32 protein-coding genes and 1 pseudogene are annotated in these 26,227 nt (G+C 67.6%); 15 read left to right on the top strand and 18 right to left on the bottom strand.

The features are described from left to right. The first annotated feature begins 301 nt into the window (after nucleotides 1-301). Together E3T34_RS05360 and E3T34_RS05355 are read left to right on the top strand one after the other, a co-directional pair. Nucleotides 302-1,000, top strand: coding sequence for a haloacid dehalogenase type II (locus tag E3T34_RS05360; protein WP_134342394.1), 699 nt, complete (start codon nucleotides 302-304; stop codon nucleotides 998-1,000). A gap of 320 nt (nucleotides 1,001-1,320) precedes the next feature. After that, nucleotides 1,321-1,698: a rhodanese-like domain-containing protein gene (locus E3T34_RS05355; RefSeq protein ID WP_104101511.1), complete on the top strand. Its 378-nt coding sequence runs from the start codon at nucleotides 1,321-1,323 to the stop codon at nucleotides 1,696-1,698. A 42-nt stretch (nucleotides 1,699-1,740) separates the two neighbouring features. Here E3T34_RS05355 and E3T34_RS05350 read toward each other — a convergent pair whose 3' ends face one another. Then, complete coding sequence (locus E3T34_RS05350) at nucleotides 1,741-2,208, bottom strand: DUF2202 domain-containing protein (RefSeq protein ID WP_166785836.1); 468 nt, start codon at nucleotides 2,206-2,208, stop codon at nucleotides 1,741-1,743. Nucleotides 2,209-2,279: 71 nt separating this feature from the next. Continuing rightward, nucleotides 2,280-2,660, bottom strand: coding sequence for a thioredoxin (gene trxA / locus E3T34_RS05345; protein WP_104101506.1), 381 nt, complete (start codon nucleotides 2,658-2,660; stop codon nucleotides 2,280-2,282). Nucleotides 2,661-2,838: 178 nt separating this feature from the next. On the opposite strand from trxA, the gene E3T34_RS05340 reads away from it, so the two are divergent. The 3 genes from E3T34_RS05340 (at nucleotide 2,839) to E3T34_RS05330 (ending at nucleotide 5,581) form a co-directional block, all read left to right on the top strand. After that, nucleotides 2,839-4,200, top strand: coding sequence for a rhodanese-like domain-containing protein (locus tag E3T34_RS05340; RefSeq protein WP_134342392.1), 1,362 nt, complete (start codon nucleotides 2,839-2,841; stop codon nucleotides 4,198-4,200). Nucleotides 4,201-4,502: 302 nt separating this feature from the next. Further along, nucleotides 4,503-4,811 carry a rhodanese-like domain-containing protein gene (locus E3T34_RS05335; RefSeq protein ID WP_134342391.1) on the top strand — a complete coding sequence of 103 codons (309 nt, stop codon included), beginning with the start codon at nucleotides 4,503-4,505 and terminating at the stop codon, nucleotides 4,809-4,811. After that, nucleotides 4,808-5,581 (top strand): sulfite exporter TauE/SafE family protein, encoded by a 774-nt coding sequence (locus E3T34_RS05330; protein ID WP_370327256.1) that lies wholly within the window; start codon nucleotides 4,808-4,810, stop codon nucleotides 5,579-5,581. Before E3T34_RS05335 ends, E3T34_RS05330 begins: the two co-directional genes overlap by 4 nt. On the opposite strand, the gene E3T34_RS05325 is transcribed toward E3T34_RS05330, so the two are convergent. After that, nucleotides 5,578-5,817 carry a metal-sensitive transcriptional regulator gene (locus E3T34_RS05325; protein WP_134342390.1) on the bottom strand — a complete coding sequence of 80 codons (240 nt, stop codon included), beginning with the start codon at nucleotides 5,815-5,817 and terminating at the stop codon, nucleotides 5,578-5,580. The two genes, E3T34_RS05330 and E3T34_RS05325, sit on opposite strands and share 4 nt — an antisense overlap. A 101-nt stretch (nucleotides 5,818-5,918) precedes the next feature. On the opposite strand from E3T34_RS05325, the gene E3T34_RS05320 reads away from it, so the two are divergent. Beyond that, on the top strand, nucleotides 5,919-6,419 hold the full coding sequence (locus E3T34_RS05320; protein ID WP_134342389.1) for a hypothetical protein: 501 nt from the start codon (nucleotides 5,919-5,921) through the stop codon (nucleotides 6,417-6,419). Nucleotides 6,420-6,637: 218 nt separating this feature from the next. Here the strand turns inward: E3T34_RS05320 and E3T34_RS05315 are convergent, their stop codons facing one another. Both E3T34_RS05315 and E3T34_RS05310 read right to left on the bottom strand, forming a co-directional pair. Continuing rightward, complete coding sequence (locus tag E3T34_RS05315; protein WP_104101492.1) at nucleotides 6,638-7,039, bottom strand: VOC family protein; 402 nt, start codon at nucleotides 7,037-7,039, stop codon at nucleotides 6,638-6,640. A gap of 122 nt (nucleotides 7,040-7,161) precedes the next feature. Next, complete coding sequence (locus tag E3T34_RS05310) at nucleotides 7,162-8,973, bottom strand: DEAD/DEAH box helicase (RefSeq protein WP_104101489.1); 1,812 nt, start codon at nucleotides 8,971-8,973, stop codon at nucleotides 7,162-7,164. A 55-nt stretch (nucleotides 8,974-9,028) separates the two neighbouring features. Between E3T34_RS05310 and E3T34_RS05305 the strand changes: the two genes are divergently transcribed. Next, on the top strand, nucleotides 9,029-10,717 hold the full coding sequence (locus tag E3T34_RS05305) for a long-chain-fatty-acid--CoA ligase (RefSeq protein WP_134342388.1): 1,689 nt from the start codon (nucleotides 9,029-9,031) through the stop codon (nucleotides 10,715-10,717). A 6-nt stretch (nucleotides 10,718-10,723) separates the two neighbouring features. Here E3T34_RS05305 and E3T34_RS05300 read toward each other — a convergent pair whose 3' ends face one another. After that, the gene (locus E3T34_RS05300) at nucleotides 10,724-11,221 is read right to left on the bottom strand and encodes a DNA alkylation repair protein (protein ID WP_134342387.1); all 498 of its coding nucleotides are present in this window, start codon (nucleotides 11,219-11,221) and stop codon (nucleotides 10,724-10,726) included. A gap of 58 nt (nucleotides 11,222-11,279) precedes the next feature. Here E3T34_RS05300 and heR point away from each other — a divergent pair, with 58 nt between their 5' ends. Further along, a complete protein-coding gene (heR, locus tag E3T34_RS05295) occupies nucleotides 11,280-12,065 on the top strand; it encodes a heliorhodopsin HeR (protein WP_134342386.1) in 786 nt (261 codons plus the stop codon). Here the strand turns inward: heR and E3T34_RS15755 are convergent. Continuing rightward, the gene (locus tag E3T34_RS15755; protein WP_158250276.1) at nucleotides 12,062-12,199 is read right to left on the bottom strand and encodes a hypothetical protein; all 138 of its coding nucleotides are present in this window, start codon (nucleotides 12,197-12,199) and stop codon (nucleotides 12,062-12,064) included. The genes heR and E3T34_RS15755 overlap by 4 nt on opposite strands. Before the next feature lie 142 nt (nucleotides 12,200-12,341). Then, nucleotides 12,342-13,292 carry an FAD-dependent oxidoreductase gene (locus E3T34_RS05290; protein WP_134342385.1) on the bottom strand — a complete coding sequence of 317 codons (951 nt, stop codon included), beginning with the start codon at nucleotides 13,290-13,292 and terminating at the stop codon, nucleotides 12,342-12,344. A gap of 166 nt (nucleotides 13,293-13,458) precedes the next feature. Between E3T34_RS05290 and E3T34_RS05285 the strand changes: the two genes are divergently transcribed. After that, nucleotides 13,459-14,301, top strand: coding sequence for an NAD(P)-dependent oxidoreductase (locus E3T34_RS05285; protein ID WP_134342384.1), 843 nt, complete (start codon nucleotides 13,459-13,461; stop codon nucleotides 14,299-14,301). A gap of 81 nt (nucleotides 14,302-14,382) precedes the next feature. Here the strand turns inward: E3T34_RS05285 and E3T34_RS05280 are convergent, their stop codons facing one another. Both E3T34_RS05280 and E3T34_RS05275 read right to left on the bottom strand, forming a co-directional pair. Next, nucleotides 14,383-14,613: a hypothetical protein gene (locus E3T34_RS05280; RefSeq protein WP_134342383.1), complete on the bottom strand. Its 231-nt coding sequence runs from the start codon at nucleotides 14,611-14,613 to the stop codon at nucleotides 14,383-14,385. A 233-nt stretch (nucleotides 14,614-14,846) separates the two neighbouring features. Further along, nucleotides 14,847-15,488 (bottom strand): histidine phosphatase family protein, encoded by a 642-nt coding sequence (locus E3T34_RS05275; protein WP_134342382.1) that lies wholly within the window; start codon nucleotides 15,486-15,488, stop codon nucleotides 14,847-14,849. Between the two features lie 114 nt (nucleotides 15,489-15,602). Here E3T34_RS05275 and E3T34_RS05270 point away from each other — a divergent pair, with 114 nt between their 5' ends. The 3 genes and pseudogenes from E3T34_RS05270 to E3T34_RS05265 form a co-directional block, all read left to right on the top strand. Next, nucleotides 15,603-15,929, top strand: a complete 327-nt coding sequence (locus E3T34_RS05270; protein ID WP_134342381.1) for an antibiotic biosynthesis monooxygenase — start codon at nucleotides 15,603-15,605, stop codon at nucleotides 15,927-15,929. A gap of 82 nt (nucleotides 15,930-16,011) precedes the next feature. Continuing rightward, on the top strand, nucleotides 16,012-16,140 hold the full coding sequence (locus E3T34_RS16690; RefSeq protein ID WP_255570918.1) for a hypothetical protein: 129 nt from the start codon (nucleotides 16,012-16,014) through the stop codon (nucleotides 16,138-16,140). Further along, nucleotides 16,125-17,237: pseudogene (locus tag E3T34_RS05265) on the top strand (vitamin B12 dependent-methionine synthase activation domain-containing protein); the annotation flags it as partial. The gene E3T34_RS16690 and the pseudogene E3T34_RS05265, both read left to right, overlap by 16 nt. On the opposite strand, the gene E3T34_RS16405 reads toward E3T34_RS05265, so the two are convergent. The 3 genes from E3T34_RS16405 to E3T34_RS05255 are packed head-to-tail and all read right to left on the bottom strand — an operon-like array spanning nucleotide 17,155 to nucleotide 20,608. After that, nucleotides 17,155-18,072, bottom strand: coding sequence for an ECF transporter S component (locus tag E3T34_RS16405; protein ID WP_241977344.1), 918 nt, complete (start codon nucleotides 18,070-18,072; stop codon nucleotides 17,155-17,157). The pseudogene E3T34_RS05265 and the gene E3T34_RS16405 sit on opposite strands and share 83 nt — an antisense overlap. Continuing rightward, nucleotides 18,069-20,066, bottom strand: coding sequence for an ATP-binding cassette domain-containing protein (locus tag E3T34_RS05260; protein ID WP_241977343.1), 1,998 nt, complete (start codon nucleotides 20,064-20,066; stop codon nucleotides 18,069-18,071). Before E3T34_RS05260 ends, E3T34_RS16405 begins: the two co-directional genes overlap by 4 nt. Next, nucleotides 20,066-20,608: a hypothetical protein gene (locus E3T34_RS05255; RefSeq protein WP_134342379.1), complete on the bottom strand. Its 543-nt coding sequence runs from the start codon at nucleotides 20,606-20,608 to the stop codon at nucleotides 20,066-20,068. The genes E3T34_RS05260 and E3T34_RS05255 overlap by 1 nt, the downstream gene beginning before the upstream one ends. A 173-nt stretch (nucleotides 20,609-20,781) precedes the next feature. On the opposite strand from E3T34_RS05255, the gene E3T34_RS05250 reads away from it, so the two are divergent. Continuing rightward, nucleotides 20,782-22,023 (top strand): alkaline phosphatase PhoX, encoded by a 1,242-nt coding sequence (locus E3T34_RS05250; RefSeq protein WP_233191436.1) that lies wholly within the window; start codon nucleotides 20,782-20,784, stop codon nucleotides 22,021-22,023. Nucleotides 22,024-22,041: 18 nt separating this feature from the next. On the opposite strand, the gene E3T34_RS05245 is transcribed toward E3T34_RS05250, so the two are convergent. Beyond that, complete coding sequence (locus E3T34_RS05245; protein ID WP_134342378.1) at nucleotides 22,042-22,227, bottom strand: hypothetical protein; 186 nt, start codon at nucleotides 22,225-22,227, stop codon at nucleotides 22,042-22,044. Between the two features lie 49 nt (nucleotides 22,228-22,276). Then, nucleotides 22,277-22,744, bottom strand: a complete 468-nt coding sequence (locus tag E3T34_RS05240) for an Lrp/AsnC family transcriptional regulator (protein WP_134342377.1) — start codon at nucleotides 22,742-22,744, stop codon at nucleotides 22,277-22,279. Between the two features lie 125 nt (nucleotides 22,745-22,869). Here E3T34_RS05240 and E3T34_RS05235 point away from each other — a divergent pair, with 125 nt between their 5' ends. Together E3T34_RS05235 and ctlX are read left to right on the top strand one after the other, a co-directional pair. Then, a complete protein-coding gene (locus E3T34_RS05235; protein WP_104171237.1) occupies nucleotides 22,870-23,901 on the top strand; it encodes an ornithine cyclodeaminase in 1,032 nt (343 codons plus the stop codon). 5 nt (nucleotides 23,902-23,906) lie between these two features. Further along, nucleotides 23,907-24,857 (top strand): citrulline utilization hydrolase CtlX, encoded by a 951-nt coding sequence (gene ctlX, locus E3T34_RS05230; RefSeq protein ID WP_198411465.1) that lies wholly within the window; start codon nucleotides 23,907-23,909, stop codon nucleotides 24,855-24,857. An 18-nt stretch (nucleotides 24,858-24,875) separates the two neighbouring features. On the opposite strand, the gene E3T34_RS05225 is transcribed toward ctlX, so the two are convergent. The 3 genes from E3T34_RS05225 to E3T34_RS16395 form a co-directional block, all read right to left on the bottom strand. Beyond that, nucleotides 24,876-25,103 carry a hypothetical protein gene (locus E3T34_RS05225; protein ID WP_134342376.1) on the bottom strand — a complete coding sequence of 76 codons (228 nt, stop codon included), beginning with the start codon at nucleotides 25,101-25,103 and terminating at the stop codon, nucleotides 24,876-24,878. Nucleotides 25,104-25,234: 131 nt separating this feature from the next. Then, on the bottom strand, nucleotides 25,235-25,687 hold the full coding sequence (locus tag E3T34_RS16400) for a glycosyltransferase family 2 protein (protein WP_241972982.1): 453 nt from the start codon (nucleotides 25,685-25,687) through the stop codon (nucleotides 25,235-25,237). Further along, nucleotides 25,647-26,222, bottom strand: coding sequence for a glycosyltransferase family 2 protein (locus E3T34_RS16395; RefSeq protein ID WP_241976839.1), 576 nt, complete (start codon nucleotides 26,220-26,222; stop codon nucleotides 25,647-25,649). The genes E3T34_RS16400 and E3T34_RS16395 overlap by 41 nt, the downstream gene beginning before the upstream one ends. Nucleotides 26,223-26,227: the final 5 nt, after the last annotated feature.

Raw genomic sequence — 26,227 nt, 5'->3', positions numbered from 1 at the left:
TAATTGAAGACTGCTGCAATAACAAGCGGTCTTCTTCACGATTCCCGGCAGAACTTTTGGGATTCTTCTTCGTTTGAGAAGAATTCCCTGAGCGAGCCGGATCGTGACCGGGAATATGCCGAGATCGACGACCCAGGTGGGATCGGAGGGGAGGCCACCCCGGTGGATCCCTCCCCGCGCGACTAGGGTGTTGCGCGGAAGAAAGCTTTGACAGGAGGACCACCTGAGCCCTGACCGTGGCTGGGGTGTTCCTCGCGGGAAAGGCACGGCGGCAGAACCGCACCAATCAAAGGAAATCACTATGAACAGCACACCTTCAGTAATCGTTTTCGACGTCAACGAAACCCTCTCCGATATGTCCCCGCTGAGCGCCCGGTTCGTGGAGATCGGAGCCCCGGCCCACCTGGCCCGGGTCTGGTTCGCCTCGCTGCTGCGGGACGGCTTCGCCCTCGCCGCCGCGGGAGGAACCGCGCAATTCTCCATGATCGGATCCGAGATCCTGCGCGGGGTCCTCCGCGACGTCGACCTGACCCGTAGCCTCGACGACTCGGTGCGCCACGTGATGGACGGCTTCGAGACGTTGAGCCTGCATCCGGACATTGCCGACGGCATCCGTGATCTGAAAAGTGCAGGGTTGCGCCTGGTGACCTTCTCCAACGGATCCGCGCAGGTGGCCGAGTCCCTCCTGACCCGCGCGGGTCTCCGAGGGGAGTTCGAGGCTCTGCTCACGGTGGAGGACGCCCCGGCCTGGAAGCCGGTTCGGGCCGCCTACGACTACGCCGCGGATGTCTGCGGAGTGAAGCCGGGCGACCTGCTCCTGGTGGCCGTGCACCCCTGGGACATCCACGGGGCCGCGCAGGCAGGCCTCCGCACTGCGTGGCTGAACCGCGCCGATGAGATCTACCCCAGCTTCTTCGCGGCACCGGACCACACCATCACCGCCCTCGGCGAACTGGCCATTCAGCTCGCCCGCGACTCGCACCCCGCCCATCGCCCCTAACGAATTCGACGGAGATTTTGGCTCTGGAGCCCGGTTTGTGGCCCACACAGGTCGAAAATCGGAAAATCTCCGTCGAATTCGTTCGGGCGGGCCGTGGTCTGGGGGCAAGGGCTGTCGGGAAAGAGACCGAGGCCGATGGTGGCGCTCTGGATACCCTAGGGGGTATACTGATACTTTCAGTGAATCGAGAAGGAGTCAGCTATGTGCAGCCCCATTCGTTGTAACCGTTGCGGCAAGATCACCTGGACCGGTTGCGGTGAGCACGTCGACAGCGTCATGGCCGACATCCCGCCCGCTCAGCGCTGCACCTGCAACTAGGCATGAAGAACCTCGTCGCAGCACTCGTCCTGGCCGGTGCCGCCCTGTTCGGCCTCACCGCGTGCTCCGCTCCGGTCGCCCCGGCGGCTGAGTCCGCCATGGCGGCCGGCACCGTCGTGATCGACGTGCGCACCCCCGGGGAGTACGCCGCCGGTCACCTCGAAGACGCGCTGAACATCGATGTGCAGTCATCCGACTTCGACAGCCAGGTTGCGGCGTTGCCGACCGACGGCGACTACGTCGTGTACTGCCGCTCGGGCAGCCGTTCGGCCGCCGCGGCGGCCCGTCTGGCCGATCTCGGGTTCACCTCGGTGACGGATGCCGGCGCCATGTCTGCCGCCACCGTCTCCACCGGTCTCCCGATCGTCACGACCCCGTAGTGCCCGCAACACCGGCACCACCCACAACACCGCGAAGGGCACCTACGAGCGTGGGTGCCCTTCGCGGTGTTGCCGGTGCTTAGCCGCCGAAAGCGACGAGGTGCTTTCGAAAGCGGCCAGCAGTCGCTCGTAGACCTTCAGCACGTCGGGGGCGGTGACGCCCTCGACCGCGATGGTCAGATCGGCGATGTCGGTCTCCTCGACCGCGCGTCCGGCCTCCATCGCGGTGTCCACGCTGACCGAGCCCTCGGCGAGGAGGGTGTCGTAGAGGTCCTGGGTGTCGTCGGTCAGGAACTCGTCGGCCTCCAGTCCGACGGTCGGGTCGGTGAGCTCATACCGCTCCAGGAGGGTGCACACGGCATCCAGGTGCTTGGATTCCGACTTGGCGATGCGGGTAGAGAGCGCCGGGTCGTATTGGGCGTCGAATGCGGCGTACAGGTCGTACGCGAGCTTCTCTTCTTCGCTCATCGCCGCGAGCTCTGACTTCTGGTCCTCGGTCAGCGTGCCCATGACCATGCCGCTCGGGTTCGACTGGCCGGCCTGGGGGGCGTCGCCGGGAGTCGGTAAGGCGGAGAGGCCGGTCAGGCAGACGCCTTGTCGGCGGCCTGGCGTGCCGCGATGCTGGCGTGCACCTCGTCCATGTCGAGGCTCCGCACGGCGGTGATGACCTCTTCCAGTGAGGAGGCGTTCAGGGCGCCGGGCTGGGAGAACACCAGCACTTTATCGCGGAAGGCCATCAGCGTCGGGATCGAACGGATGCCCGCGGCGGCGGCCAGGCTCTGCTCGGCCTCGGTGTCGACCTTGGCGAACACGATGTCGGGGTGCTTCTCGGACGCGGCGGTGAAGGTGGGCGCGAACATGCGGCACGGGCCGCACCAGGCCGCCCAGAAGTCCACCAGCACGATGGAGTTGTCGGTGATGGTCTGGTCGAAGGTTTTCTCGGTGGTGTCAATGGTTGCCATGATTCCAGAATATACCCCATGGGGTATTTCGGTCAAGCGTCGGGCGACGCCGGAGCGGCCCGACAGGTTGCTTTTCAGATACCCCTGGGGGTATCGTATCCAATGTGCGATCCGATCGCACGCACAACGCAGGCAAGACGTCAGCACGACGCACGCAAGACTTGGAGGACTTCGAACCATGGACGTTATCGTTATCGAAACCCCGCAGCTGGGAGACCGCAGCTACCTGGTGCACGACGGCGCGGTCGCGCTGGTCATCGACCCGCAGCGCGACACCGACCGGGTGGAGAGCGCGGCACGCGAGGCCGGAGTCACCATCACCCACGTCGCCGAGACCCACCTGCACAACGACTACGTGACCGGCGGCTTCGCGCTCGCCCGGGTGCACGGCGCGAAGTACCTGGTCAACGCCGCCGACTCCGTCACTTTCGAGCGGGAGCCGGTCACCGACGGCCAGGTCTTCCCAGTCGGCGGCCTGACCGTCACCGTGGTGGCCACGCCGGGGCACACCCACACCCACGTGTCCTACATTGTCAGCGACGGCAGCGAAGAGGCGGTCTTCTCCGGCGGCAGCCTGCTGTTCGGCTCGGTCGGACGCACCGACCTGGTAGCCACGACCGACACGGTCGCGCTCACCCACGACCAGTATGCCTCGGCGCGCCGGCTCGTGCACAAGGCCGAGCATGACGCCGCGCTCTTCCCGACCCACGGGTTCGGCTCCTTCTGCTCCAGCGGCCCGGCCACCGGCGCCGGAGCATCCACCATCGGCGAACAGCTCACGGCGAACCACGCCCTGACCGACTCCGATGAGGAGCACTTCGTGCGCGACCTGATCACCAACCTCAGCGCCTACCCCTCCTACTACGCGCACATGGCCCCCGCGAATACGCAGGGTCCCGGCGCGCCGAACCTGCAGGTGCCCGAGTCCCTCGACGCCGTCGAGCTCACCCGGCGCCTGGCCGAGGGGGAGTGGGTCGTCGACCTGCGCAACCGGGTCGCGTTCTCGAGTAACCACCTGCAGGGTGCCGTGAGCTTCGAATACGGCAACGGCTCGAACTTCACCACCTACCTGGGCTGGGTTCTGCCCTGGAAGGAGCAGCTCACCCTGGTCGGCGACCGCGCAGACGTCGAGGACGCCATCCGTGACCTGTCGCGCATCGGCATCGACTCGCCGGATGCCGCCATCGGCACCGAGCCGCACGCCCTGGCCCCGGATGCCCCGGTCGCCACCTACCCGCGTGTGGGCTGGGTCGGGATGCTGCAGGGCCGCGCCGAACAGGATGTCCTCCTGGACACCCGTCGCGCCGACGAGTTCGCCGGTTCCCACCTGCTCGGTGCGGTGAATGTTCCGCTGCACGAGTTGCTCTCCCGGATGGAGGAGATCCCGGCCGGCACAATCTGGGTGCACTGCGGTTCCGGCTACCGTGCCGGGGTCGCCGCCAGCCTTCTGCAGCGCGCCGGCCGTGAGGTCGTGCACGTCGACGGGAACTTCGACGAGGCCACGGCTGCCGGACTCACCCTGGCCGAGCTGACCGTCTAACCCCATGCCGGGAAAGCGAACGGCGATCCACCCGGCCGAGAAGCGCAGTCCCGGCTCGTGGACCGTCCCTGGAAGATGCTGCCGATCGGTGTGCTCTTCGGTTCTGGCCTCGACACTGTCGTCTCGATCAGTCTCTCCGTTTTTGCCCGGGGTGCTCACGCCGGGCCTGTTTTGGTACGCGGCCCTGGTGCTCCCCATCGTCTTCTGGGAGCGGTCCTGTTCGGCGTCGTCGCGCTGACCGGAGTCCTCCTGGTTCTGTGGGCACCATTCCGCCCCAATCTGTCCCTGGAAAGGCACTCATAGTGGAACTCACCCCGCAGCAGGTCTTCAGCCGCCTGGCCGAGGCGCAGATCGTCGAAGTGCGGGAAACCCCTGAGCTTCTCGACGGCATGATCGCCGGAGCCCGGCACATTCCGCTCAGTACGATTCCGGAGAACACCGCAGCTCTGGACCCGAAGCGACCCGTGATCCTGGGCTGTCGCAGCGGGAGTCGCAGCGCCAGCGCCGCCGACTACGTGGCTGCCGCGGGATTCGACGCGAATACGATGACGGGCGGAATGCTCGAGTGGACTGCTGAGCGGCTGCCCACTGTTCTGCCTCAGCGCCCGTGATCATCACGGCCCTCGTCCTCGGGCTCATCGTCGGGTCCCTGCTGGGCCTGGTCGGTGGGGGCGGGGCGATCATCGCCGTGCCGGCCCTCGTCTACGGGGTCGGGCTGCCGTTGGAGGAGGCGATCCCCACCTCCCTGATCGTTGTCGGAGCGGCCTCCGCCGTCGCCGTGCTCCCGCGGCTGCGTCGCGGCGTCAACTGGCGGCTGGCCACCATCGTCGGGTCGGCCGGGGTGGCGACCGCCTACCTGGGCACCATGGTCAACCGGCTGCTTAACCCGGGAGTTCTGTTGCTGATTTTCGCCGTGATCATGGTGATCGCCGGCATCCGCATGTTCATGCCGCCCCGACCTGGCGGCGGCCCCTGTGCGCTCCCGGGCGGGGAGATCAGGTGGCGCAGCTGCCTGCCCCGCGCGCTCGCCACCGGCGCGGTGGTCGGTTTCCTGACCGGGCTGCTCGGAGTCGGTGGAGGCTTCCTCATCGTGCCCGCGCTCACCCTCGTGCTCGGCCTGCCCATGAGCGTGACCGTGGGAACCTCGCTGGTCATCATCGTCATCAACTCGTTGGCCGGGTTCACCGCGCACCTGGGTGACGTGCAGATCGACTGGGCCGTGACCGGTGCGTTCGCCGTGACGGCCATGGCTGCGTCGCTGATCGCCGGCCGGCTCGCCCGCGGACTGTCCGACACTGTGCTGAAACGCGGATTCGCCGTTCTGGTTCTGATCGTCGCGGTCTATGTGGCCGTGCAGGCCGTGGTGGCGCTTGTCGACTAGGACAGCGCTAGGAACAGCTTCTCGAGTTCCTCCACGTGGAGGGGCTTCTTGTCAACGGTGTCGCCCTGGTCGGGGAGACACTCCTTCATCGCGGAGGTGATGATCGTGAAGCCGGCGCGGTCGATGGCGCTGGAGACGGCGGCGAGCTGGGTGACGACCGCCCGGCAGTCGGTGCCTGCTTCGACGGCGGCGATCACCGCGACGAGTTGCCCCTGGGCGCGCTTGAGCCGGCTCATGGTCTTGCGCAGATCATCTGGCCTTGTCGGGTCTGACTACATGTGTATAAAATACCCCGTGGGGTATCAACCCTTTTGACAATCGAGGAATCAGCCACACCATGAGAATCTCTAGAACGTTCACCGACCTCCGCATCTGGCCTCGCCGAAGACGGATGGTCGCAGCCGGCATCGCGGCGGCGGCGTTAACCGCGCTGACACTCGCCTCGGGCTCCGTTGCCGTGGCCGGCGGATCACTGATGTTCCCCGGTGCCGTCTGGGCCTATGCGGTCACGGTCGTCGGGGCCGGGCTGATCGGCCTGGTCGTCGCCAGCTACTTCGATGCCCCGATCGGCGGGGAAGCCACCCGGTGTGACGTGCGCTGGCCCGTGCTCGGCCTGATCGCGGTTTATCTCACCACCGAACTGCGGGAGGCCGTGCCACTTATCGCGGCCGCCGTTCGCCCGGTCGTCGCCGTCGCCGCGATCGCGCTGCTGGCGTGGGCGCTGCTCGAGCGTCTGGGCATCGAGCACCGTGCCGTCGACGATCGGAGTGTAAACGGTGAGGACGGCGAGGTCTGCACGACCTGCAAGCCGCTGTTCCCGGCGACGCGGAGCCGCTGACACCGTCAGGGCGCCAGAGAGTCGAGCCGACCGGCAACCACAGGAAGTCAAACCCCCAACAGTCGCACCGACGCTCCACTGCCCGGAAGACCGTGGTGCTCAGGAGGTCACGTTCCTGCGCGCTGAGACCGCCGAGTTCCGGTCTGCTCCCGACGAAGGTCTCCAACGGCCGATGATGTTTTGGCTGGTCTCCCCGTTCCAGATCACCGGGTACACCGCTACATGGATTCCGCGACCACGGCCAGCACGTTGGCGGCCGGGTCCGTGAACCAGGCGATTTGGGCCCGGTCCTCCTCGTCGCGCATGATGCCCTTCTCGTCGTTGGGCGGCATGTCGGCCAGATCCGCATCGCCGTAGATCTTCGTGGTCACGCCGCGGGCGTTGAGCTCGTCGACCGTCTTCTCGACGTCGTCGGTCATGAAGTTGAGCACGGTGAACGACGCCGGCACATGATCGGGCTTGACGTAAATGAACAGCTGCGCGCCGTTGCCGAGCCGAACCTCGAGGTTGCCCATCATGCCCTCCGTGACGGAGAGACCGAGGGTCTCACCGTAGAAGCGTTTCGCCTTGTCGATGTCGTCAACGGAGAACGAACTGAAGGCCTCGGAACTGGTGAACATGTCAATCTCCTTCGTCAGGAACCATGTGGTTCGCCGACGACGATTGCACTCTGCACCAGAGTTGGATAGCCCCCGGCAGGGTAGCGGATCGCGCATACCCCGTGCCCTGCCGAGGCAGGTGCCTAGTAGCTGCGCGGCTGGCGCGGCGGGCGCTCGGTGCGGCCCTCGCGACGGACCGGTCCGCCGCCGTCGGCACGGATTTCGATGAGCTTGCCGCTGATGCGGGTGTTCTCCAGTCGGCCCAGCACGTCGCCCGGCATGTCGGCCGGCAGCTCGACGAGCGAGTATTCCGGGTTGATCTGGATGTGACCGAAGTCTTCGCGGCTCAGGCCACCCTCGTTGGCGAGAGCGCCGACGATCTGGCGCGGTTCCACCTTGTGGCGCTTGCCGACCTCGATGCGGTACGAGGCCATCGCGCGGTTGTTGTCGCGGGGGCGGCGTTCCACCCGCTCCACGCGTTCGCCGCGCTCTGCGCGTTCGTCACGGCGGTCGCCGCGACCGGCGTCGGCGCGGGCGCGCTCTGCCCGGTCGCCGCGGTCGGCACGCTCGGGCCGCTGCGCGCGGGCATCCGCCTGGGTGAGCAGCAGGGGAGTCTCTCCCTGGGCGACGACCGCCAGGGCCGCCGCGACATCCGCTTCGGGCACGTCGTGATGTGCGACGTAGTGACCGATGATGTCGCGGAAGGCGCCGATCCGTTCGGACTGGCCGAGGGCCTCGGTGATGGCGTCGTCGAAGCGTGCCAGGCGGGTGACATTGACGTCTTCGAAGCTGGGCAGCTGCATCTGCGTCAGCGGCTGGCGGGTCGCCCGCTCGATGGCGTTGAGCAGGTGTCGCTCGCGCGGCGTGACGAAGCTGATCGCTGCGCCGCTGCGGCCGGCTCGGCCGGTGCGGCCGATGCGGTGCACGTACGACTCGGTGTCGATCGGGATGTCGTAGTTGACGACGTGGCTGATGCGGTCGACGTCGAGGCCGCGCGCGGCGACATCCGTTGCGACCAGGATGTCCAGCTTGCCGGACTTGAGCTGGTTGACGGTGCGCTCGCGCTGCACTTGGGCCACATCGCCGTTGATGGCAGCGGCGGAGTAGCCGCGCGCGCGCAGCTTCTCGGCGAGCAGTTCGGTCTCGTTCTTGGTGCGGGTGAAGACGATCATGCCCTCGAAGTTCTCCACTTCGAGGATGCGGGTGAGCGCGTCGACCTTCTGCGGGTACGACACCATCAGGTAGCGCTGGGTCGTGTTCGCGGAGGTCGTGGTCTTGTTCTTGATCGTGATCTCTTCAGGGTCGTTCAGGTACTTCTTGGAAATCCGCCTGATCTGCGGCGGCATGGTCGCCGAGAACAGGGCGACCTGCTTGTCGTTCGGGGTGTCGGCGAGGATCGTCTCGACGTCCTCGGCGAAGCCCATCTTGAGCATCTCATCGGCCTCGTCGAGTACCAGGTACTTCAGCTGCGACAGGTCGAGCGTGCCCTTTTCGAGGTGGTCCATGATGCGGCCGGGCGTACCGACGACGATGTGCACCCCACGACGCAGCGCGGAGAGCTGCACGCCATAGCCCTGGCCGCCGTAGACGGGAAGCACGTGCACGCCGCGCATATGACCGGCGTACTTCTCGAATGCCTCACAGACCTGTAGGGCAAGCTCACGGGTCGGGGAGAGCACGAGTGCCTGCGGGGTCTTCTGCGCCAGGTCGAGGCGCGAAAGAATCGGCAGCGCGAACGCGGCAGTCTTGCCGGTTCCGGTCTGGGCGAGGCCGACGACGTCGCGCCCGGCGAGAAGCGGGGGGATGGTGGCGGCCTGAATGGCGGAGGGAGTTTCGTACCCGACGTCCTTGAGCGCCTTGAGCATCGAATCATTGAGCCCAAGGTCGGCGAAGGTTTTCGTGTCGCGGGCAGTATCTGCCTCGCTCTGCGTGGGGGTCGTGTCAGGGGTGTGCATACTACAACGGTAATCCATCGGAGAGTGCGCCCCGTTCGTGCGGGAGGATAAGACCATGTCGACAACGCAGCAGCAACCCTGGGTAAAGAACTATCAGCCGGGCGTCCCGGCCGAGATCGAGCTCCCCACGGAGTCGCTCGTCGCGATGCTCGAGCGGGCCGTGGCCGAGGCCGGTGACCACCCCGCACTCGAGTTCTTCGGGCGCCGCACGACGTACACCGAGCTCGGCGACCAGGTCGACCGGGTTGCGGAGGGTCTGCGGCACCTCGGGGTGCGAGCGGGAGACCGGGTGGCCCTGATCCTGCCGAACTGCCCCCAGCACGTCGTCGCCTTCTACGCGGTGCTGCGCCTGGGTGCCGTGGTGGTCGAGCACAATCCGCTGTACACCTCGCGGGAACTCCGCCACCAGTTCGAGGACCACCAGGCGCGCATCGTGATCGCCTGGGACAAGTCCGTGGCCTCCGTTCGCGCCTTCCCGCGCGACATCGAGATCGACCACATCGTGTCCGTGAACCTGCTCCTGGCGTTCCCGACCCTCAAGCGCCTCGCCCTGCACCTGCCGGTGAAGAAATTGCGCGAATCCCGCGAGGCCCTCACGATTGCCGCGCCGGGCACGATCCCGTGGAAGGAACTGCTCAGCCATCTCCCGATCGATCCCGCGCATCCGCGCCCGTCGGTCGACGACCTCGCGGCCCTCCAGTACACCTCGGGCACCACGGGCCAGCCCAAGGGCGCCATGCTCACCCACTTCAACCTGTACTCCAACGCTCTGCAGGGCGAGGCATGGATGCACGGGGCCGAGTACCGCAAGGAGGTCTTCTACGCGATCCTGCCGATGTTCCACGCGTTCGGCATGACCCTCTACCTGACCTACGGCATCCGTAAGCAAGGTCTGCTCGTCTTGTTCCCCAAGTTCGACCCCAACTTGATTCTCGACGCCATGAAGAAGTCGCCCGCCACGGTGTATTGCGCGGTGCCGCCGATCTACGAGCGCACGGCCGTGGTGGCGAAGGAGCGCGGAATCTCGCTGCGCTCCTGCAAGTACTGCATCTCGGGTGCGATGAACCTGCCCGACCATGTCGTGGAACTGTGGGAATCGGTGTCGGGCGGGCTGCTGGTGGAGGGCTATGGCATGACGGAGACGTCGCCGGTGGCCCTCGGCAACCCGTTCCACCCCACCCGCCGGCCCGGCACGGTCGGCGTGCCCTTTCCCTCCACGCTGATGAAGGTGGTCGACCTGGACGACCCCACCGTGGAGGTAGTGCAGGGCCGGCCCGGCGAGCTGCTCCTGAAGGGCCCCCAGGTTTTCCAGGGCTACTGGAACAACCCCGAGGAGACCGCGAAGGCCCTCCTCCCCGGCGGCTGGATGCGCACGGGGGACATCGTGACCGTCGACGCAGACGGCTTCACCACGATCGTGGACCGCGCCAAGGAACTCGTCATCACCGGCGGCTTCAACGTCTCGCCCTCGGAGGTCGAGGCGGTGCTGCGACTGCACGCGGATGTCGTCGACGCGGCCGTCGTCGGCAAGGCTCTCGAACGCGGCGGGGAAATGGTCGTCGCGGCAGTCGAGCTGAAGCCCGGAGTGCCGCTCGATGAGGATGCACTGCGGGAGCACTGCCGCGAGCACCTCGCCGCCTACAAGATCCCGCGCCGGATCGTCACGATCGAGGACATGCCCCGCTCCATGCTCGGCAAGATCCTGCGCAAGCAGGTGCGCGAGCAGGTTCTGCCGGGGCTCTGAGACTGATCAGAGGTGCTGCTCGAGCCGACGCCTCGTGAGCAGGTAGGCCCGGCGCAACCACGGATCGCCGTCGCCGGCCCAGCGATTGAGCACCCCGTCTGCCCGGGCCCGGCCCGGCGCATCCAACCGCTCCACCAGCGGACCCACCACGTCGACGGCGAGCGGGTCGACCAACTCGCGCAGGCGGGCACTTCGCACAAATCCCTCGATCCGGCTCAGGTCGGAGTTGTCCAGCACCCGCACATTCGATTGCAGCAGCACGACGGCCGCGAGACGGCGCTCGAACACCGGCACCGCCCACAGCTCGGAACTCAATGCTGTGATGTCGTCGTGCGTCAGGCCGGGATACCGGCGGCCGGCGTCCCGGATCGTTCCGCGCACCGCGCCGACCGAGGCACCGTAGAACCGCAGGTCGCTGCCCAGCCGCTCCTGCGCCGCCGCCGCCCGGTACGGATCCCCCGCGGCCTGCAGCGTCGCGTCTACGAAGCTGCCGGCGTCACTCACCCCTTCATTCTCGCGTTTCCGGAGGCTGCCGGCGCACCCCGGCCGTTACGCTGAGCGCATGACGACGGCATCGGAGAACACCGTGACGGACGCCCGATCCACCCGCCTGAGCAGCGTCAACCTCGCTGCCGCACTCCTCCTGATCGCACAGGCCGTTCTGGTCTCCGTGGTCGTCCTGGCCCAGAGCGCCCCGGTGCTGCTGCCGGTCACGGCCGGCTTCCCCGGCGGGCCGGTGGGTTCCCAGGCCGAAGCGCAGGTCGTCGACCTGGCCGCCGTGAACCTCGGGGTGGCCGTCGTCGTCCTGCTCGCCTTCTCCGCGCTCCTACGTCTCGCCGCCGTGACCCCGACGGTCGCCGGCAGCTACCGGCGCGGCCTGGCCGCCGCGCGCAATCCGCTGCGCTGGGTCGAGTACTCGCAGGTCTCCGCGGTCACGGTGTTCCTCATCGCCCAGTTCAACGGCGTCACGGAGGTCGGCACGCTGGTGGCGCTCTACGCCATCACGGCGGGTGCCGCGCTATTCCTCGCACTGCAGGAGCGTGAACCGGCCGGCGGCTCGCTCCGGTCCTTCGTCTTCGGAGCCATGGTCGGCATCGTGCCGTGGGGCATCATCGCCTTCTACCAGGTCGGCGCCGGGGTTCTCCATGACGTGCCCGAACTCTTCGTGCGCACCGTCACCCTCTCGCTGCTCGCGGTGGCGGCCTTGGTCTGGACCAACGCCTGGCTCGGCCGGCGAGCCCACGGCGCATGGGCGCATCCGCACCGAGTGGAGATCGTGCAGATCACCCTCGTCACGCTCGGCACCACGCTGCTGGCCGCGCACGTGGTGTGGGGCGTGCTGCTCTAGGCGAGGTTCGACACCGTCAGGTGCGGGGCCGACTCCAGCAGGGCCTGCTCGAACCCGGCCAGTGCCTCGGCGGGGAGCGACCAGGCCTGCTTCGGGCATCCGTCACCGGGTCTGCCACCCGCATCCGTCGTCACGTTAATACGAAGATTTTTTGGTAAACGCCGGTCTTGGCGCCTGAGCGGCGTGTCGCCAAAATCTCCGAAGTTAGCGACGGCGCGCCGGGTCTCGACGGGCTCGACCGCCGGAAGACGAGCTCGACCGCCGGGCTCAAACGGGCTAGGCGAGCGCGCGGGCCACGTCCAGTCCGGAGCGCACGGCCCGAGAGATGCCCGACGGATGCCCGTGCAGCCGCCCGAAACCGTCTCCCGCCACGAAGATGCCGGGCTGGTCCGCGCTGCGGAAGAACGTGGAATCCGACCCCGAATCTGCAGGCACCACAGCATTCGCATACCGCCAGCGCTTCAACGCTGAGTCCAGAACGCGCACGCCGGGCAGCAGCCGGATCAGCTCGGCCAGCAGCTCCGCCTGCGAGAATGTGGCGTCCGCGTCCCAGGTCGCCTCGCTCCAGAGCGGGCTTGCAATGACCTCGAGCCACACCTGTCGGGCATCGTCCCGGTGCCTGACTCTAATCGTCTCGATGACTCCGTCGGGAGCGGACCAGCCCACGACGTCATTCACGACGTCGGCGCCGTCGACGATGCACAGCAGAACGGCCCGCCTGTCGTAGGCAGCCTCGAGCAGGCCGGGCGCGACAGCGATCCCGCTGCCGCGCAGCATCTGCAGGTTCTGTGGAACCGGCGCTGTGAGAACCACCGCCCGGCCTCCGAACGGTTCCCCCGAGTTGTGCGGCACGACGTGGATAAGACCGGAATCCTGCACGGCGAGGTGGGTGACGAAGGTGCGCCGGAGCGTCGTGCCGCCCGCCCACCGCTTGGCGATATCGCCCGCGGGCTCGTCGAACATCCACTTCGCGTAGCCCTCGGTGTCGGGCACGAACCGGGCTCCCGTTCGGCGGGTGATCTCGCGGGTGACCTCGGCGTCCTGACTGTGAACCGTGTCGACGGACGGGTTCAATAACCGGCCGCCGAGCGGGCGGCTCGCGAGCCGCCCGCCCGGCCGCGATCCCTTGTCGAGGAGGAGGACCGCACGACCGCGCTCCTGCAGGTTCCGGGCGATGGTCAGACCGCAGACGCCCGCACCGACCACGATGACGTCCCACGTTTCCATGTCTGGAGGCTAGTGCACGCGCGTTGCACGCGGAGTGCACGCGCATTGCACGCACAGCGCGCCCACCGTGCAGTCGTACGCTTGTTCGTGTCGTCCTAGCTGCCGAGACCCGGCACGGATGCCGCAGCGCTGCATCCGCAGCACCGCCCACACAAAGGAGTCCCGCATGAAGATCGTTGTCACTGGTGGAAGCGGAAAGCTCGGCCGGACCGTCGTGACGTACCTCGTCGCCGAGGGCCACGAGGTACTGAACCTCGACCGCGACGGTGCCCGCAGCCACGATCTGGTGGTCGTGGACCTCACAGACTACGGCCAGGTCGTCGACGCGGTCCTCGGTGTCGATGACCGGCATAGCGGGTTCGACGCCATCGTGCACCTGGGCGCGATCCCGGCTCCCGGCCTGGTTCCCGACGTGGCCACGTTCCACAACAACATCCTCTCCACCTACAACGTGTTCCAGGCGGCCCGGCGGGCGGGCATCAAGAAGCTGGTCTACGCGTCCAGCGAGACTGTGCTCGGTCTCCCGTTCGACATCGACCCGCCCTATATTCCCGTAGACGAGGAGTACCCGGCCCGGCCCGAAAGCACCTACTCGCTGGTGAAGCACCTCGAGGAGCAGCTGGCGATCCAGCTCACCCGCTGGGATCCCGAACTCAGCATCACGGCTCTGCGCTTCTCCAACGTGAAGGACCCGGAGGACTACGCGGCCTTCCCCGCCTTCGACGCCGACGCCACCCTGCGCAAGTGGAACCTGTGGGGCTACATCGACGGCCGTGACGGCGCCCAGGCCGTGCTGCGGTCATTGCAGAACGCGAAGCCGGGCTTCGAGGCGTTCATCATCGCCGCCGCCGACACGGTGATGAGCCGGCCGAACGCCGAGCTGGCCGCCGAGGTCTTCCCCGGCGTCGAACTCCGGGAGGTCGGCGAGAACGACACCTTGCTCTCCATCGACAAGGCCCGACGGATGCTCGGCTACGCACCGCAGCACAGCTGGCGCGACCACGTGTAGCCGTTTCAGCCGATGAAGCAACGGATGCCCCCACCCGGCCGGGCAGGGGCATGCGTCTTTTCGGTGCTGAGTGGCGTGCGGCTAGTTGGTGGCCGCCACGAACGCCCGGGAGAACGACCACTGCGGGTTGCTCACCCCGGAGCACATGTACGCGGCGATCCCGCCGGTGCACGGCTGGTCCCGGGTCATTTCCCACCAGCCGAGGTAGTTCAGCGCGTTCGCCTTGGCGAACTTGCCGACCTTGGTCGTGTCGGTGAGCGAGCAGACCTCTCCCGTGTCGTTCAGCCCGATCATCGGCGTGATGCCGATCATGGACAGGCGCTGGGCGTCGGTCAGGCCGGTGTAGCGTCTCGTCCCGAACGAATTCGAAGGAGATTCTGCCCAAATTGCCCCAAAACAGCCCGAAAACCGGATTTTTCCTTGAAATCTCCGTCGAATTGGTTTGGCCCTCCGGGCGTAATTCAACCGCGCGACACAATCGCGCGACACAACCGCGCGACACAACCGCGCGACACAACCGCGCGAGACAACCAATGGCGGAGGACTCAGTGCACCTTGAGCGACAGCAGCTGCGGTCCGCCCGGTGAGCCCACGCTGAGGCCGGCCCACGACACGAGGGTCCAACCGTCTTCGGGAGAGCCGGACAACTCGACCATCCCCGTGTTCTCGAGGTCGGTCGTGCCCGCGAACAGGGGCGACACATTGCTGGCGCGGGCCGCGGTCCACACGCGGATCGCCGCGCCGTGGCTGAACACCGCCGCCGTGTCGGCACCGGCGGCGGCAGAAGCGATATCGGCGTCGAACCGGGAGAAGAAGCTGTTCCCGTCCAGGCCTTCGGGCATCCTGGCCGCGAGGTCCCCGGTGACCCAGGTCAGCACGGTTTCAAAATAGGTGCGAATGGATGCCCGGTCGCTAAGTCCCTCGAGCGCGCCAGCTTCGATCTCGTGCAGCCCGGTGGCCACCTGAACGTCGAGCTGCAACGCGGTCGCCAGCGGCTCGGCCGTGAGCCGGGTGCGTACGAGCGTCGACGCGAAGATGGCGTCGATTGACTCGAGGCGCAGGGCATCCGGAATCACTGAGGCCTGCCGGAACCCGAGCTCGGTCAGGCCAGGGCCAGGGTGAGCGGTGTCGAGCTGGCCGAGCACATTCGCGGGCGTCTGGCCGTGACGGATCAGAAAGAGTCGCATTGTGACACCAGCATAGGCATCGGGCCTGGCGAGAGCCCGCAGGGTGAGGTCGTTGCCGCCGAGGGTGACAGCATGGGAGGAATAAACAGTGCATCCACGAGAGGGAGAAACCCCATGACGATCATCAAAATCAACGCCATCACGGTGCCCGGCGACAACGGCGACGAGCTGGCCCTCCGGTTTGCCGCCCGAGCCGGTGCGGTCGACGACCGACCGGGTTTCGAGGGTTTCGAACTACTCAAGCCGACGGATGGTCGCAGCACCTGGCTGGTCGTCACCCGCTGGGCCGACGAGGAGTCCTTCCAGGCTTGGCTGACCTCGCCGTCTTTCGCGCAGGGTCACCGCGGCGACGCCCCGACGGAGGGCGAAGCACCGGCCCGGCCCATGGGCATCAGCAGTGAGCTGTGGTCCTACGAGATCGCCGGCGGCTCGCCGGCCTGACGCAGTCGCGTCCCCTGCGGTGCCCGAGGCCACGGCGCGTTACACGGAGCTGCGCGGCGGGCGGCCCGGTCGAGCTGGGCCGATGAGCGAAGCCCGTGCACACGACGCCCTGCACACCGACGCCGTGCGACCGATGCGGGCCCAGGCTCTGCTGGATGCGTTGAACGTCCGGGTCGTCATCGCCGACGGCGCCATGGGCACCATGCTGTAGGACGGGCCTACGTCGAGGAGGACCGTGCCGAATTGTTCGACGGCACGGTGCGCCACGCGCGGGATGCCTTCGAAGGGTTGGCGGTGATGGAGCCGCTGGTCGCCGTCGCGCGGGGCGCCGACCCGGAATCCGTGGGTCTGCCGCCGCTCAAAAAGCGCATCCACAAGCGCAGTCTGCTCACCGTCACGGAGCCGGACGCCATGCCGTCCCGCTCCGATGTGGTCGCCGACAACCCCGTGCCCGTTCCGCCGTTCTGGGGCACCCGCATCGTCAAGGGGATCGCGCTGGCCGAGTACTCCACGTTCCTCGACGAGCGGGCCACGTTCATGGGGAAGTGGGGTCTGAAGCCCAGCCGCGGCGACGACGGCAAGAGCTACCAGCATCTGGTGGACACCGAGGGCCGACCCCGGCTGCGCTACTGGCTCGACCGCATCCTCGCCGAGGGCATACTCGACGCCTCCGTCGCCTACGGCTACTTCCCGGCCTCAAGCGAGGGCAACGACCTCGTCGTGCTGCACCACGGCGACGACCCGTCGGGCGTGCTGGGGGTCGCCGGCCTGCCCGCCCCCGACGGCGGCTCCGGCGGCACCGTGGATTCCGAACGCCTGCGATTCGTTTTCCCCCGGCAGCGGCGCGACCGGCACCTGTGCCTGGCGGACTTCGTTCGCCCACGCGAATCCGGCCAGACGGATGTCGTCGCCCTCCAACTGGTCACGGCCGGAGCGAACGTCGACACGGTCACGGCAAAGCTCTTCGCCGAGAACAGATACCGCGACTACATGGAGCTCAACGGGCTGACCATGCAGCTCACCGAGGCGCTGGCCGAATACTGGCACTCCCGGGTGCGGGAGGAGCTCGGCCTGGGTGCCGAAGACCCGGTCGAACTGGCCGGCATGTTCAAGCTCGAGTACCGCGGCACCCGGTTCTCGCTGGGCTACCCGGCCTGTCCCGAGATGGAGGACCGCCGCACGGTCGTCGAACTACTCAGGCCTGAGCGGATGGGTGTGGTGCTGTCTAAGGAGCTGCAGCTGCACCCGGAGCAGTCGACGGATGCGTTCGTGTTCCACCACCCGGAAGGGAAGTACTTCTCGGTGTAGCCGGTGTAGCCGGTGTAGCCGGTGTAGCCGGTTCGGCCTGGGGTGGTCGGGCGGCCCTGCCTGGCCGGCCCAGCTTCGCTCGGCGGAGAGCGGCCAGTGCGGCCGGGCCTACCAGCACGATCCCGACCGTGGTGGTGATGGCGCGCACGGTGTCCCAGGTGAGGGTCGACGTCACGAGCGTGTACAGGGCGAAGGAGGCGAGGTTCTCGCCGAGCGTGGCGTCGGCCGCATAGGAGATGTCGGTGCCCGAGCCCACCGCGAACGGCCAGAACCAGAGGTTCATCACCAGTCCGAAGAGGTAGGACGCCACGATGCCGTAGGCCACGAGCATCGCGATCTCGAGGCGGGCCGCGCCGATATGTGCGGAACGGATGCGCGGCAGCAGCGCCGCCCCGGCTCCCACCCAGCCGCAGGCGAACATCTGGAACGGGGTCCACGGGCCGAACCCACCCCACAGGGCCGAGGACACCGCGATGGTGAGCAGGCCGAGCAGGAACCCGAAGCGGGCCCCGTAGGCGCGACCGGCCAGGATCAGCAGGATGAACACGGCCTCGACGCCGCCGACGCCGGTGCCCGCGATGCGCACGGCGGCGCCGACCGCGGAGAGCACCCCCAGCAGGGCCACGGTCTTGGCCGTGTACATCTCCCCGTCGAGGGTGAGAGCGAGGGCCACGATCAGGGCCGGCACGAGCGCGAAGGCCACGACCGGCGCGGCCGACTGGGCGTTCTCCGGCAGCGCCGAGGCGAAGAACGGCCAGGCGAAGCCGGCGGCCGCGAGGATACTGCCGCCGCCGAGCACCCAGGCGGTCCAGCCCGTCCAGCCGGTGCGCCTCATGACCGCACCGGTTCCGGTTCGGTGAGCAGGCCGGCGGCCATGATGACCGTCTTCGTCGCCAGGGACCGGGCGAAGTCGCGGTCGTGGGTGGCGAACAGGACCGCCGACGTGTCACTCGAGGCGCGCACTAGCGCGGCGGCGACGATCGCCCGGGCCTGTGGATCGAGGCCGCGCGTCGGTTCGTCCACCAGCAGCACCCGCGGCTCGGCGGCCAGCTGGATGGCCATCACGAGGCAGAGGCGTTCGCCGGCCGAGAGGTCCCGCGGATGCCGCCGCATCAGGTGCGCCGCCTCCGCCATGGTGCCAAGCCCGAGTAGGTTCGCGAACCGGAGCGCGGTTCCGATCCCGGTTCCCTTCCCGGCCGGGGGCTTCAGCCGGCGGTCGGCCCGGCGGCACTCCTCGGCCACCGTGACGGCGAAGAGCAGATCGTCGAAATTCTCCGGCACCAGGGCCACAGCCGTGCGGCGGTATCGGGGGCGCAGCTGCGCCACGTCCCGCCCGGCCACGAGCACGCTGCCTCGCGTCGCCGAAAGGGCGATCGCGCGCAGCAGGCTGCTCTTGCCCGCGCCGTTCCGACCCTCGAGCGCCACCAGGTCGCCCGCGTAGAGGTCCAGCGACACATCGTCGACCGCCCGCTCGCTCCCGTGCAGAACCGTGAGGTGACGGATACTCGCGAGCGGCCCCGCAGGCCCGGTGGCGGGGGTGGTCAGGGTGCTCTGACCCTGCTGTGCTGCCTGCTCCGCCGCCTGCTCCGCCGCGACCAGCGCACTCGGCCGCTCGCCCGGGCCGAGCGCATGCACGCGCGCACCGCGGAGCTCGAGCCAGGCATCCGCCGAATTCGACCACTCCCGGGTGTTGTGCTCGGCGACCACGACGCAGACCTGGGTCTCGTGGGCCAGGCGGTCGAGCACCTGCACCACGCGCTCCCGGGCCGGGGTGTCGAGATCGGCCAGAGGTTCGTCCACGAGCAGCAGGATCGGCTGGTTGACCAGGGCGGCGCCGATGGCGACGAGACTGGCCTCGCCCGCCGAGAGCTCCGAGGTGCCGCGGCCGAGCAGATGCTCGATCCCCAGCCGCTCGGCCACGTCGCGCACCCGCTGCTCCACGAGGACCGGTGCGATGCCGCGCACCGCGAGGGCGAAGCCGATCTCGTCCGGCACGGTTTCGGCCACGAAGGAGAGCCGCACGTTCTGGGTGACAAGTCCGACGAAGCCGGCCGTTTCGCGCGGGGGAGTGGCGGCGCGGTCGGCGCCGCCCACCTCGATCGAACCGTGCTGGGTGCCTTCGGCGAAGTGCTGGAAGAGACCGCTCATGCTGTGCAGCAGGCTGGTCTTTCCCGATCCGGTCGAACCGGCGATCACGGTCAGCGTGCCGGGAGCGAGGTCGAGGGTGAGTCCCTCGAGGTGCCACCGCTCACCCTCGAAGCCGAGTGCGGCATCCGTCATCACGACCGGCTTCTCACACTCGCCGGCTGCCGCCCGCGTGGCGGCGAACCCGCGGGACTCCATGGACGCAGCCAGGCCGAGCGCCCGTTCCACGGTCTGCTCGAAGACCGGCACCAGCAGGGCCGGTGCCGACCGTTCGCCGCGCAACGCACTGGCCGTGCGCACCCGGCGCACCGCGTCGATCAGTGCCGGGAACGTCGCCCAGGCGATCACGAGCGACCGCGACAGGGCGCGCAGCGGGCCCCGGTTAGCGCCCCGGGCGAAGAAGCGGCGCACGTCGACGAGCGCGTTGAGCACTCCGAACCCGAGGATCACCAGAGCGAAGGGCAGCGCGCTCAGGGCGGCATTGCCGAGGCCTCCGGTCGTGACGGGCCCGAACAACGCGATGTGGTTGAACGGCCCATCGAGCGGCAGGCGCGGGAGGTCGAGCAGCAACAGGCCGCCGCCGGATGCCCCGCTGAAGGCCACCCGGTAGAGCACCCGGATGCCCACGAACGCTCCGGCAAGCAGCGCCGCCGAGCGCAGGGGGGAAAACCGGAAGCGCAGCATTAGCTTCCGGGGGTGGGCGTCTCGGTGCCGGTCGTGAAGATGAGGCCGACGGACTGGCCCGGTTCCAGCTCGAGGCTGCCGAGGCCCTCCTGGGCGTACTCCCACTCCGCGTCGGCGGTGGGCTTGACCCAGAGCGCCCAGTAAGCGGCAGCGGCGGGCATGGACGCGCAGGTTTCGGTGAACGGGGTTTCGCCGGCCACCTTGATGGTTTCGTCGGCGGCCGGGCGGCCGCCCACGCGGCAGACCACCTGGTCGCCCCACTCCACGGTGCCCTCGGTTTCCACACCGGCGGTCGCCAGAACCGTGCTGGCCGTGATCGTCCCGGCGGTGGCGGTGGCGGTGTCGACGCAGTCCGTGATCTCAGGGGCGTCGAGCGCGCCGAAGTCGACGACGACGCTCACGCCGGCACAGGCCCCGTCGGCCGGAGCGGCGGTGGCGGAGGAGGCGGCGGGGGTGGTGTCGGTCTCGGGCGCGCCGGTGGTGCATCCGCTCAAGGCCAGCGCCCCCACCAGGGTCAGGGTGGCCAGTGCTGTCAGCTTCATGTGCTCCAGAATACCCAGCGGCGGGTGAAGTCTGGTTCCTGTCACGCGCTGAGACGGGGGCACCGAGTGTTCACCGGGCCGACACCGGCTGGAGACCGGGAGACCTCCGGGCGTCAGCATGAGGCTCATAGATTCGATGGCGTTGTACCTACCCCCTATGAAGGAGTCGCGCCTTGCGCAAAAAGATCGCTGTCTTTGCCCTCACCGCCACCGCCACTGCCACCGCAGTCGTCGGCATCGCCCCTGCCGCGCTCGCCGCGACCGGCCCGTTCGATTTCGTGCCTCTCGCCGGTTCCGCCTACGGCATGGGCAGCACCGACTGGACCCAGCCGTACCTGCTACCGGAGGGCTTCACCCAGACCCTCGTGCACGACGAAACCGTGCTCGACGTCTACCCCGGCGTCGACGACCTGCATGACATGAACACCCAGAACGAGACCGGTGCCCAGGCCGGCCGCTTCCTCTACAACACCTACGAGGTCGGCTCGAACGGCGCCGTCTCTGTGACCGACCTGAAGACCGGTGCGGTCAGCGTCATCGCGCAGCGCGCGGACTGGAACCGTCTCGATGGCATCCGCTGGACCCCCTGGGGCAGCCTCCTCGTCACGGAAGAGACCACCGGCGGCAAGGTCTTCGAACTGTTCTTCGCGAAGAACGACCCGACCACGGTCGAGCGTATCGAGGAGCGCACCGAGCTCGGAGCGCAACGTCACGAGGGCATCGACGTCACGGCCGACGGCTCCGTCATCGTCATCGACGAACTCAACGGCGGCTCAATCTTCAAGTTCGTGCCGACCGTTCGCGGCGACCTCTCCCAGGGACGGCTGCACGCCCTCAAGATCACCGGGCTGACGGATGCCGCGCAAAAGTGGAACCAGGCCACCTTCACCGAGAAGGTCGGCGCCTTCGAATGGGTGGCCCTCGACCAGGCGCAGGTGCGCGTCGACGCGGATGCCGCGGCCAACGCGGTGAGCGCCACCGAATTCGGTCGCCCGGAAGACGTCGAGATCATCGGCCAGACCCTTTACGTGGCCAACACTTCCGAGGAGCGTGTGGTCGCGATCGACCTGTCGAAGCTCACCGTCAGCAGCTTCGTCGAGGCCGGCGTGAACGTGCCGGTCGAGGACAAGGCCGCCGGGGTCAGCGGGTTCAACAACCCGGACAACCTTGCCGAGGGCCCCGACGGCGCCCTCTGGATCACGGAAGACAACAGCTTCAGCGACATCTTCCGGGCCGAAAAGGACCGAGACCACGACGGAGCGTCCGACAGCGTCGAGCTCTTCGCCTCGCTGACGGATGAAGGCGCCGAGACCACCGGGATCTACTTCGGCAAGAACCCGAAGGAGCTGTTCGCTACGGTGCAGCACCCCGACAAGGACCTCGCCGACGGCATCTGGAAGATCACGCGCGACTAGCCTCACCCCGGAGGCAGGCTACTGCAGCGCCGAGGTCAGCCGCGCGAGGCCGTCGAGCACGGTCTTGCTGTGGGGCTCGTTGTTCCAGTCCGACAACGTCAGCTCCCGGCTCACCTTCCGGTAGCCTGCCTCCACCTCCCGCATCCGGTCAACGAACGTGCGCCCACGCACCATCAGGGAAGTATCGAAGTGCCGCGTCGTCAAGAAGCCGGCATGAATGTAGCGCGGGTGAGGCGCGGAGGTGCTGGCAGCCTCAGTTCTGCGACAACCCGCGGGTGCCCGGCAGTTCCTCGCTCGACACCGAGCTGAGCAACAGGCTGGTCTCGCTGTTGAGCACGCCCTCGATCGAGCGCACCTGCCCGAGCAGCCGGTCGAAGTCGGCCAGGGTGTCGGTGCGCAGCTCGGCGACGAGGTCCCAACCGCCGTTGGTCGAGTGCAGGGCCTTCACCTCCGGAAAGCCGCGAAGGGCGTGGATCACCTTCGTGATTGCGCGCCCCTCCACTTCGATCAGGGTGATGGCCCGAATCGAGTTCGGGTCGCGGTCCTCCCTGATCCGCACGCCGAAACCCACGACGGTTCCCGAATCGGTCAGCCTCTTGAGCCTGCTGTTGACCGTGGACCGGGTGACACCGAGGTCGCGGGCGAGGCTGGCCACGGGCTCGCGGCCATTCACGCGGAGGACGGAGAGCAGGCGGCGGTCGAGGTCATCGAGGGGATACATTGCACATAGTGTATGTATATTGAGCGCACAATGCATAGTCATCTGGACAGAATGCGGCAATAATCAAATGGCGGCTGCACATCGCCCATGCATATGGTTGTAAACCTGAACGAGGGGAGACGCACGTGGTGCGCTTTGTAGACGTAGGAAACATCAACCGCTGGGCCGCCGCGACGGGTGTGGAACGCATCCTCACCGACATGGTCGAGTACCTCGAACGGGACTTCCGCCGCTGGCCTACCTTCGACAAGGCGCCGCGCGTGGCCAGCCACTCACCGCTCGGCGTGATCGAACTCATGCCCACGAGCGACGGCGTCACCTACGGCTTCAAGTACGTCAACGGTCATCCGTCGAACCCGTCGCGGGGCCTGCAGACCGTCACCGCGTTCGGGGTCCTCGCCGACGTGCAGAGCGGCTACCCCACCTTCTGGTCCGAGATGACCGTGCTCACGGCCTTCCGCACCGCCGCGACCTCGGCCATGGTCGCGCGCGCGCTCGCCCGCCCCGACGCCCACACCATGGCCATGATCGGCACGGGCACCCAGTCGGAGTTCCAGGCGCTCGCCTTCCGTGGGCTCCTCGGCATCAACCGGCTCCGCGTCTGGGACACCGATCCCGATGCCATCGCCAAATTCGTGCGCAACCTGGCTCCGCTCGGTTTCGAGATCATGGTCGCCACCGGGGCGACGGATGCCGTGACCGGCGCCGACATCATCACGACCTGCACCGCGGACAAGGCGAATGCCACCGTACTCACCGACGCCATGGTCGGCCCCGGCGTGCACATCAACGCCATCGGCGGCGACTGCCCGGGCAAAACGGAGCTCGACGCGGGCATCCTGCACCGCGCCGACGTCTTCGTGGAATTCACCGCGCAGACCCGTATCGAGGGCGAAATCCAGCAGATGCACCCCGAATTCCCGGTCACCGAGATCTGGCAGGTGCTCCTCGGCGAGGCCGCCGGCCGCACCTCGGCAGAGCAGATCACGGTCTTCGACTCCGTGGGCTTCGCCATCGAGGACTTCTCGGCGCTCCGCTTCCTGCAGGATGCCGTCGACCAGACCTCGTTCTACACCGATATCGACCTCGTCGCCGACCCCGATGACCCGAAAGACCTCTTCGGTCTGGTCACCGCGGGCGCGCCCGTCCTCGTCTGACCCCGGTGTCCGTGCAGGCCCCATCGGCCGTGGTGCTCATCCGGCCACATTTCTTCTCGCCGAACCCCGAGACGGCCCATGACAACGCTTTCCAGTCACGGGACGCCGGGCACGACGCCGCCCTGGTGGCCGAGGCCGCCTACGCCGAGGTGACCCAGGTAGCAGGCACACTGGAGGCGCAGGGCATCGCGGTGCACCTGTTCGATGACGACGGGCCGGGCCGCCCCGACAGCGTGTTCCCCAACAACTGGATCTCGACCCACGCCGGGGGTCACGTGGCGCTCTATCCGATGCACGCGCCGAACCGGCGCACCGAGCGCCGGGGTGACATCGTCGAGATGCTCAAGCAGCGCTACCGCGTGCAGGATGTCGTCGACTACTCCGGTCTCGAACTCGACGACGTCTTCCTCGAGGGAACCGGCGCCATGGTTCTCGACCATGCGGCGCGCATCGCCTATGTGGCCCGGTCGCGGCGGGCCGACCCGATCGCGCTCGAACGGTTCTGCACCAACTTCGGCTACGAGCCCATCGTCTTCGACGCGTCTGACGAGAACGGCACGCCGATCTACCACACCAACGTCATGATGTGCATCGCCACGGACTTCGCCCTGGTCGGTCTCGACCTGATCGAGTCGCCGGCCCGGCGCAGCCACGTCGTGGAGCGCCTGGCGGCGCAGGATCGGCAGGTGCTCGCCCTCGACCGCGATCAGATCCGCAACTACGCCGGCAACGCGATCGAACTGCACGGACGGAACGGACGAATGCTGGCGCTCTCCCGCCGCGCCCTCGGCAGTCTGACTGCCGAGCAGCGCCGGATCATCGAGCAGAGCTGCACGATCCTGCCGCTTGACGTGCCCACGATCGAACTCGCCGGCGGCTCAGTGCGGTGCATGCTCGCCGGGATCCACCTCGACCGTCGTGCTGCGTTCACCAGTCAGGCGGCCGCGGCCGCCTGAGGGCTCAGGCGTTCGACGCTAGAGGCATTCGTCCGGATGGATGCTCCTGGTTGAAGCCCGGCGGTTGCGTACGCGAAACCAATCCGTGGGGTGTGGCTTCGGGAGGATCTTCGCGACCGCGAGTGCGGCGAACATGACCGTATTGATGGCGACGAACGCCGCAAGGATGGCGAATTCGTCCGATTGGAGCACCGTTGACGGAAGGAGGATTCCGACCGGAACCAGGGCGTGGAGAGCATCAACCATGATGGATCAGGCCACCCTTTGCAGTTCGTCGTTGGGTGCGGAGCGGATGACATGGCCCCACTGTGCCTGCCGGCCCAGGGTGATGTCGATGATCCCCTTGACAAAGACGAGGTCTAGGAACACATCGAAGATCAGCTCGGGGAAAAGCGTGAGCGCCTGCAGGCGTGCCCGTAGACCGCCCGCCCAGACCGACACGACACGTTCGGCGATGAAAACAAGACCGAGGCCAGCCCGAACGGAAACCAGACCCACGAATCGATCGCCAGAAGCGTCACAAGCATGAGCAGCAGGAACGCGCTGAGCGCGATGAAGCTGTAGCCCAGGCCCAACTGCTGGGCCCAGTACCGGAAGGTGAAGGGTGAGACGCCGCATGCCCCGATGTTCTCCAACGCGCCCCGTTGCCAGCGCAGGCGTTGTACCCACAGAGTGCGAACGGTTGGCATTACCTCGGTGACCACCGTGCACTTTGAGGGAGAGATGATGAGCGCTCCCAGCGACTTCAGGGCAATGGTGAGTTCGTTGTCTTCCGTGAGCGCGGCGGTGTCATAGACATCCCCGCTGGCCCCGGCGACGGCGACTGTCACGGGAGTACCGAATGTACTCGTTGCGCTGGAACTGACCGAGAAGCCCCAAACCTTCCTCTCCGGAGAACAACCCACCGACCGCCATCAGCGCACGATCGCTGGTGAAGCGACCAACGGCGGCTTCCAGAAAGCCGTCGTCGAGACGTGTGTCGGCATCCAGGACCATGATGAGGTCGTTGTCGCCCTGGCCCGGTAAGAGCACCTTCAGGATTTGATTGAGCGCCCCGGCTTTCTTGAATGTGTTCCGGCGAGATTCGAAGATCTCCACCCCCAGCGATCGGGCAATGTCGACGGTCCCGTCGGTGCAGTTATCCGCCACGACCACGACGCGTTCCGGGCGGTGCGACTGGGCGAGCAGCGATGACAGTGTCGCGAAGATCGATGTCTCTTCGTTGTGCGCGGGCACCAGAACGGTCACGGTCACGGCGCCGGCGAAGACTCCGCGCGTTCTTGCCATCGCGATTCCCGCCGAGAGGGGAGTGGTGCGCTGGTTCAAAGACCGACGGGCCTTGCTCGACGTTCCTCGTTCGAGCATCGCAA

The organism is Cryobacterium sp. TMT1-62 (assembly GCF_004403145.1).
Lineage (GTDB): Bacteria > Actinomycetota > Actinomycetes > Actinomycetales > Microbacteriaceae > Cryobacterium > Cryobacterium sandaracinum.
Note: the sequence above shows the minus strand (reverse complement) of the source record. Positions and strands in the feature narration are given on the sequence as shown.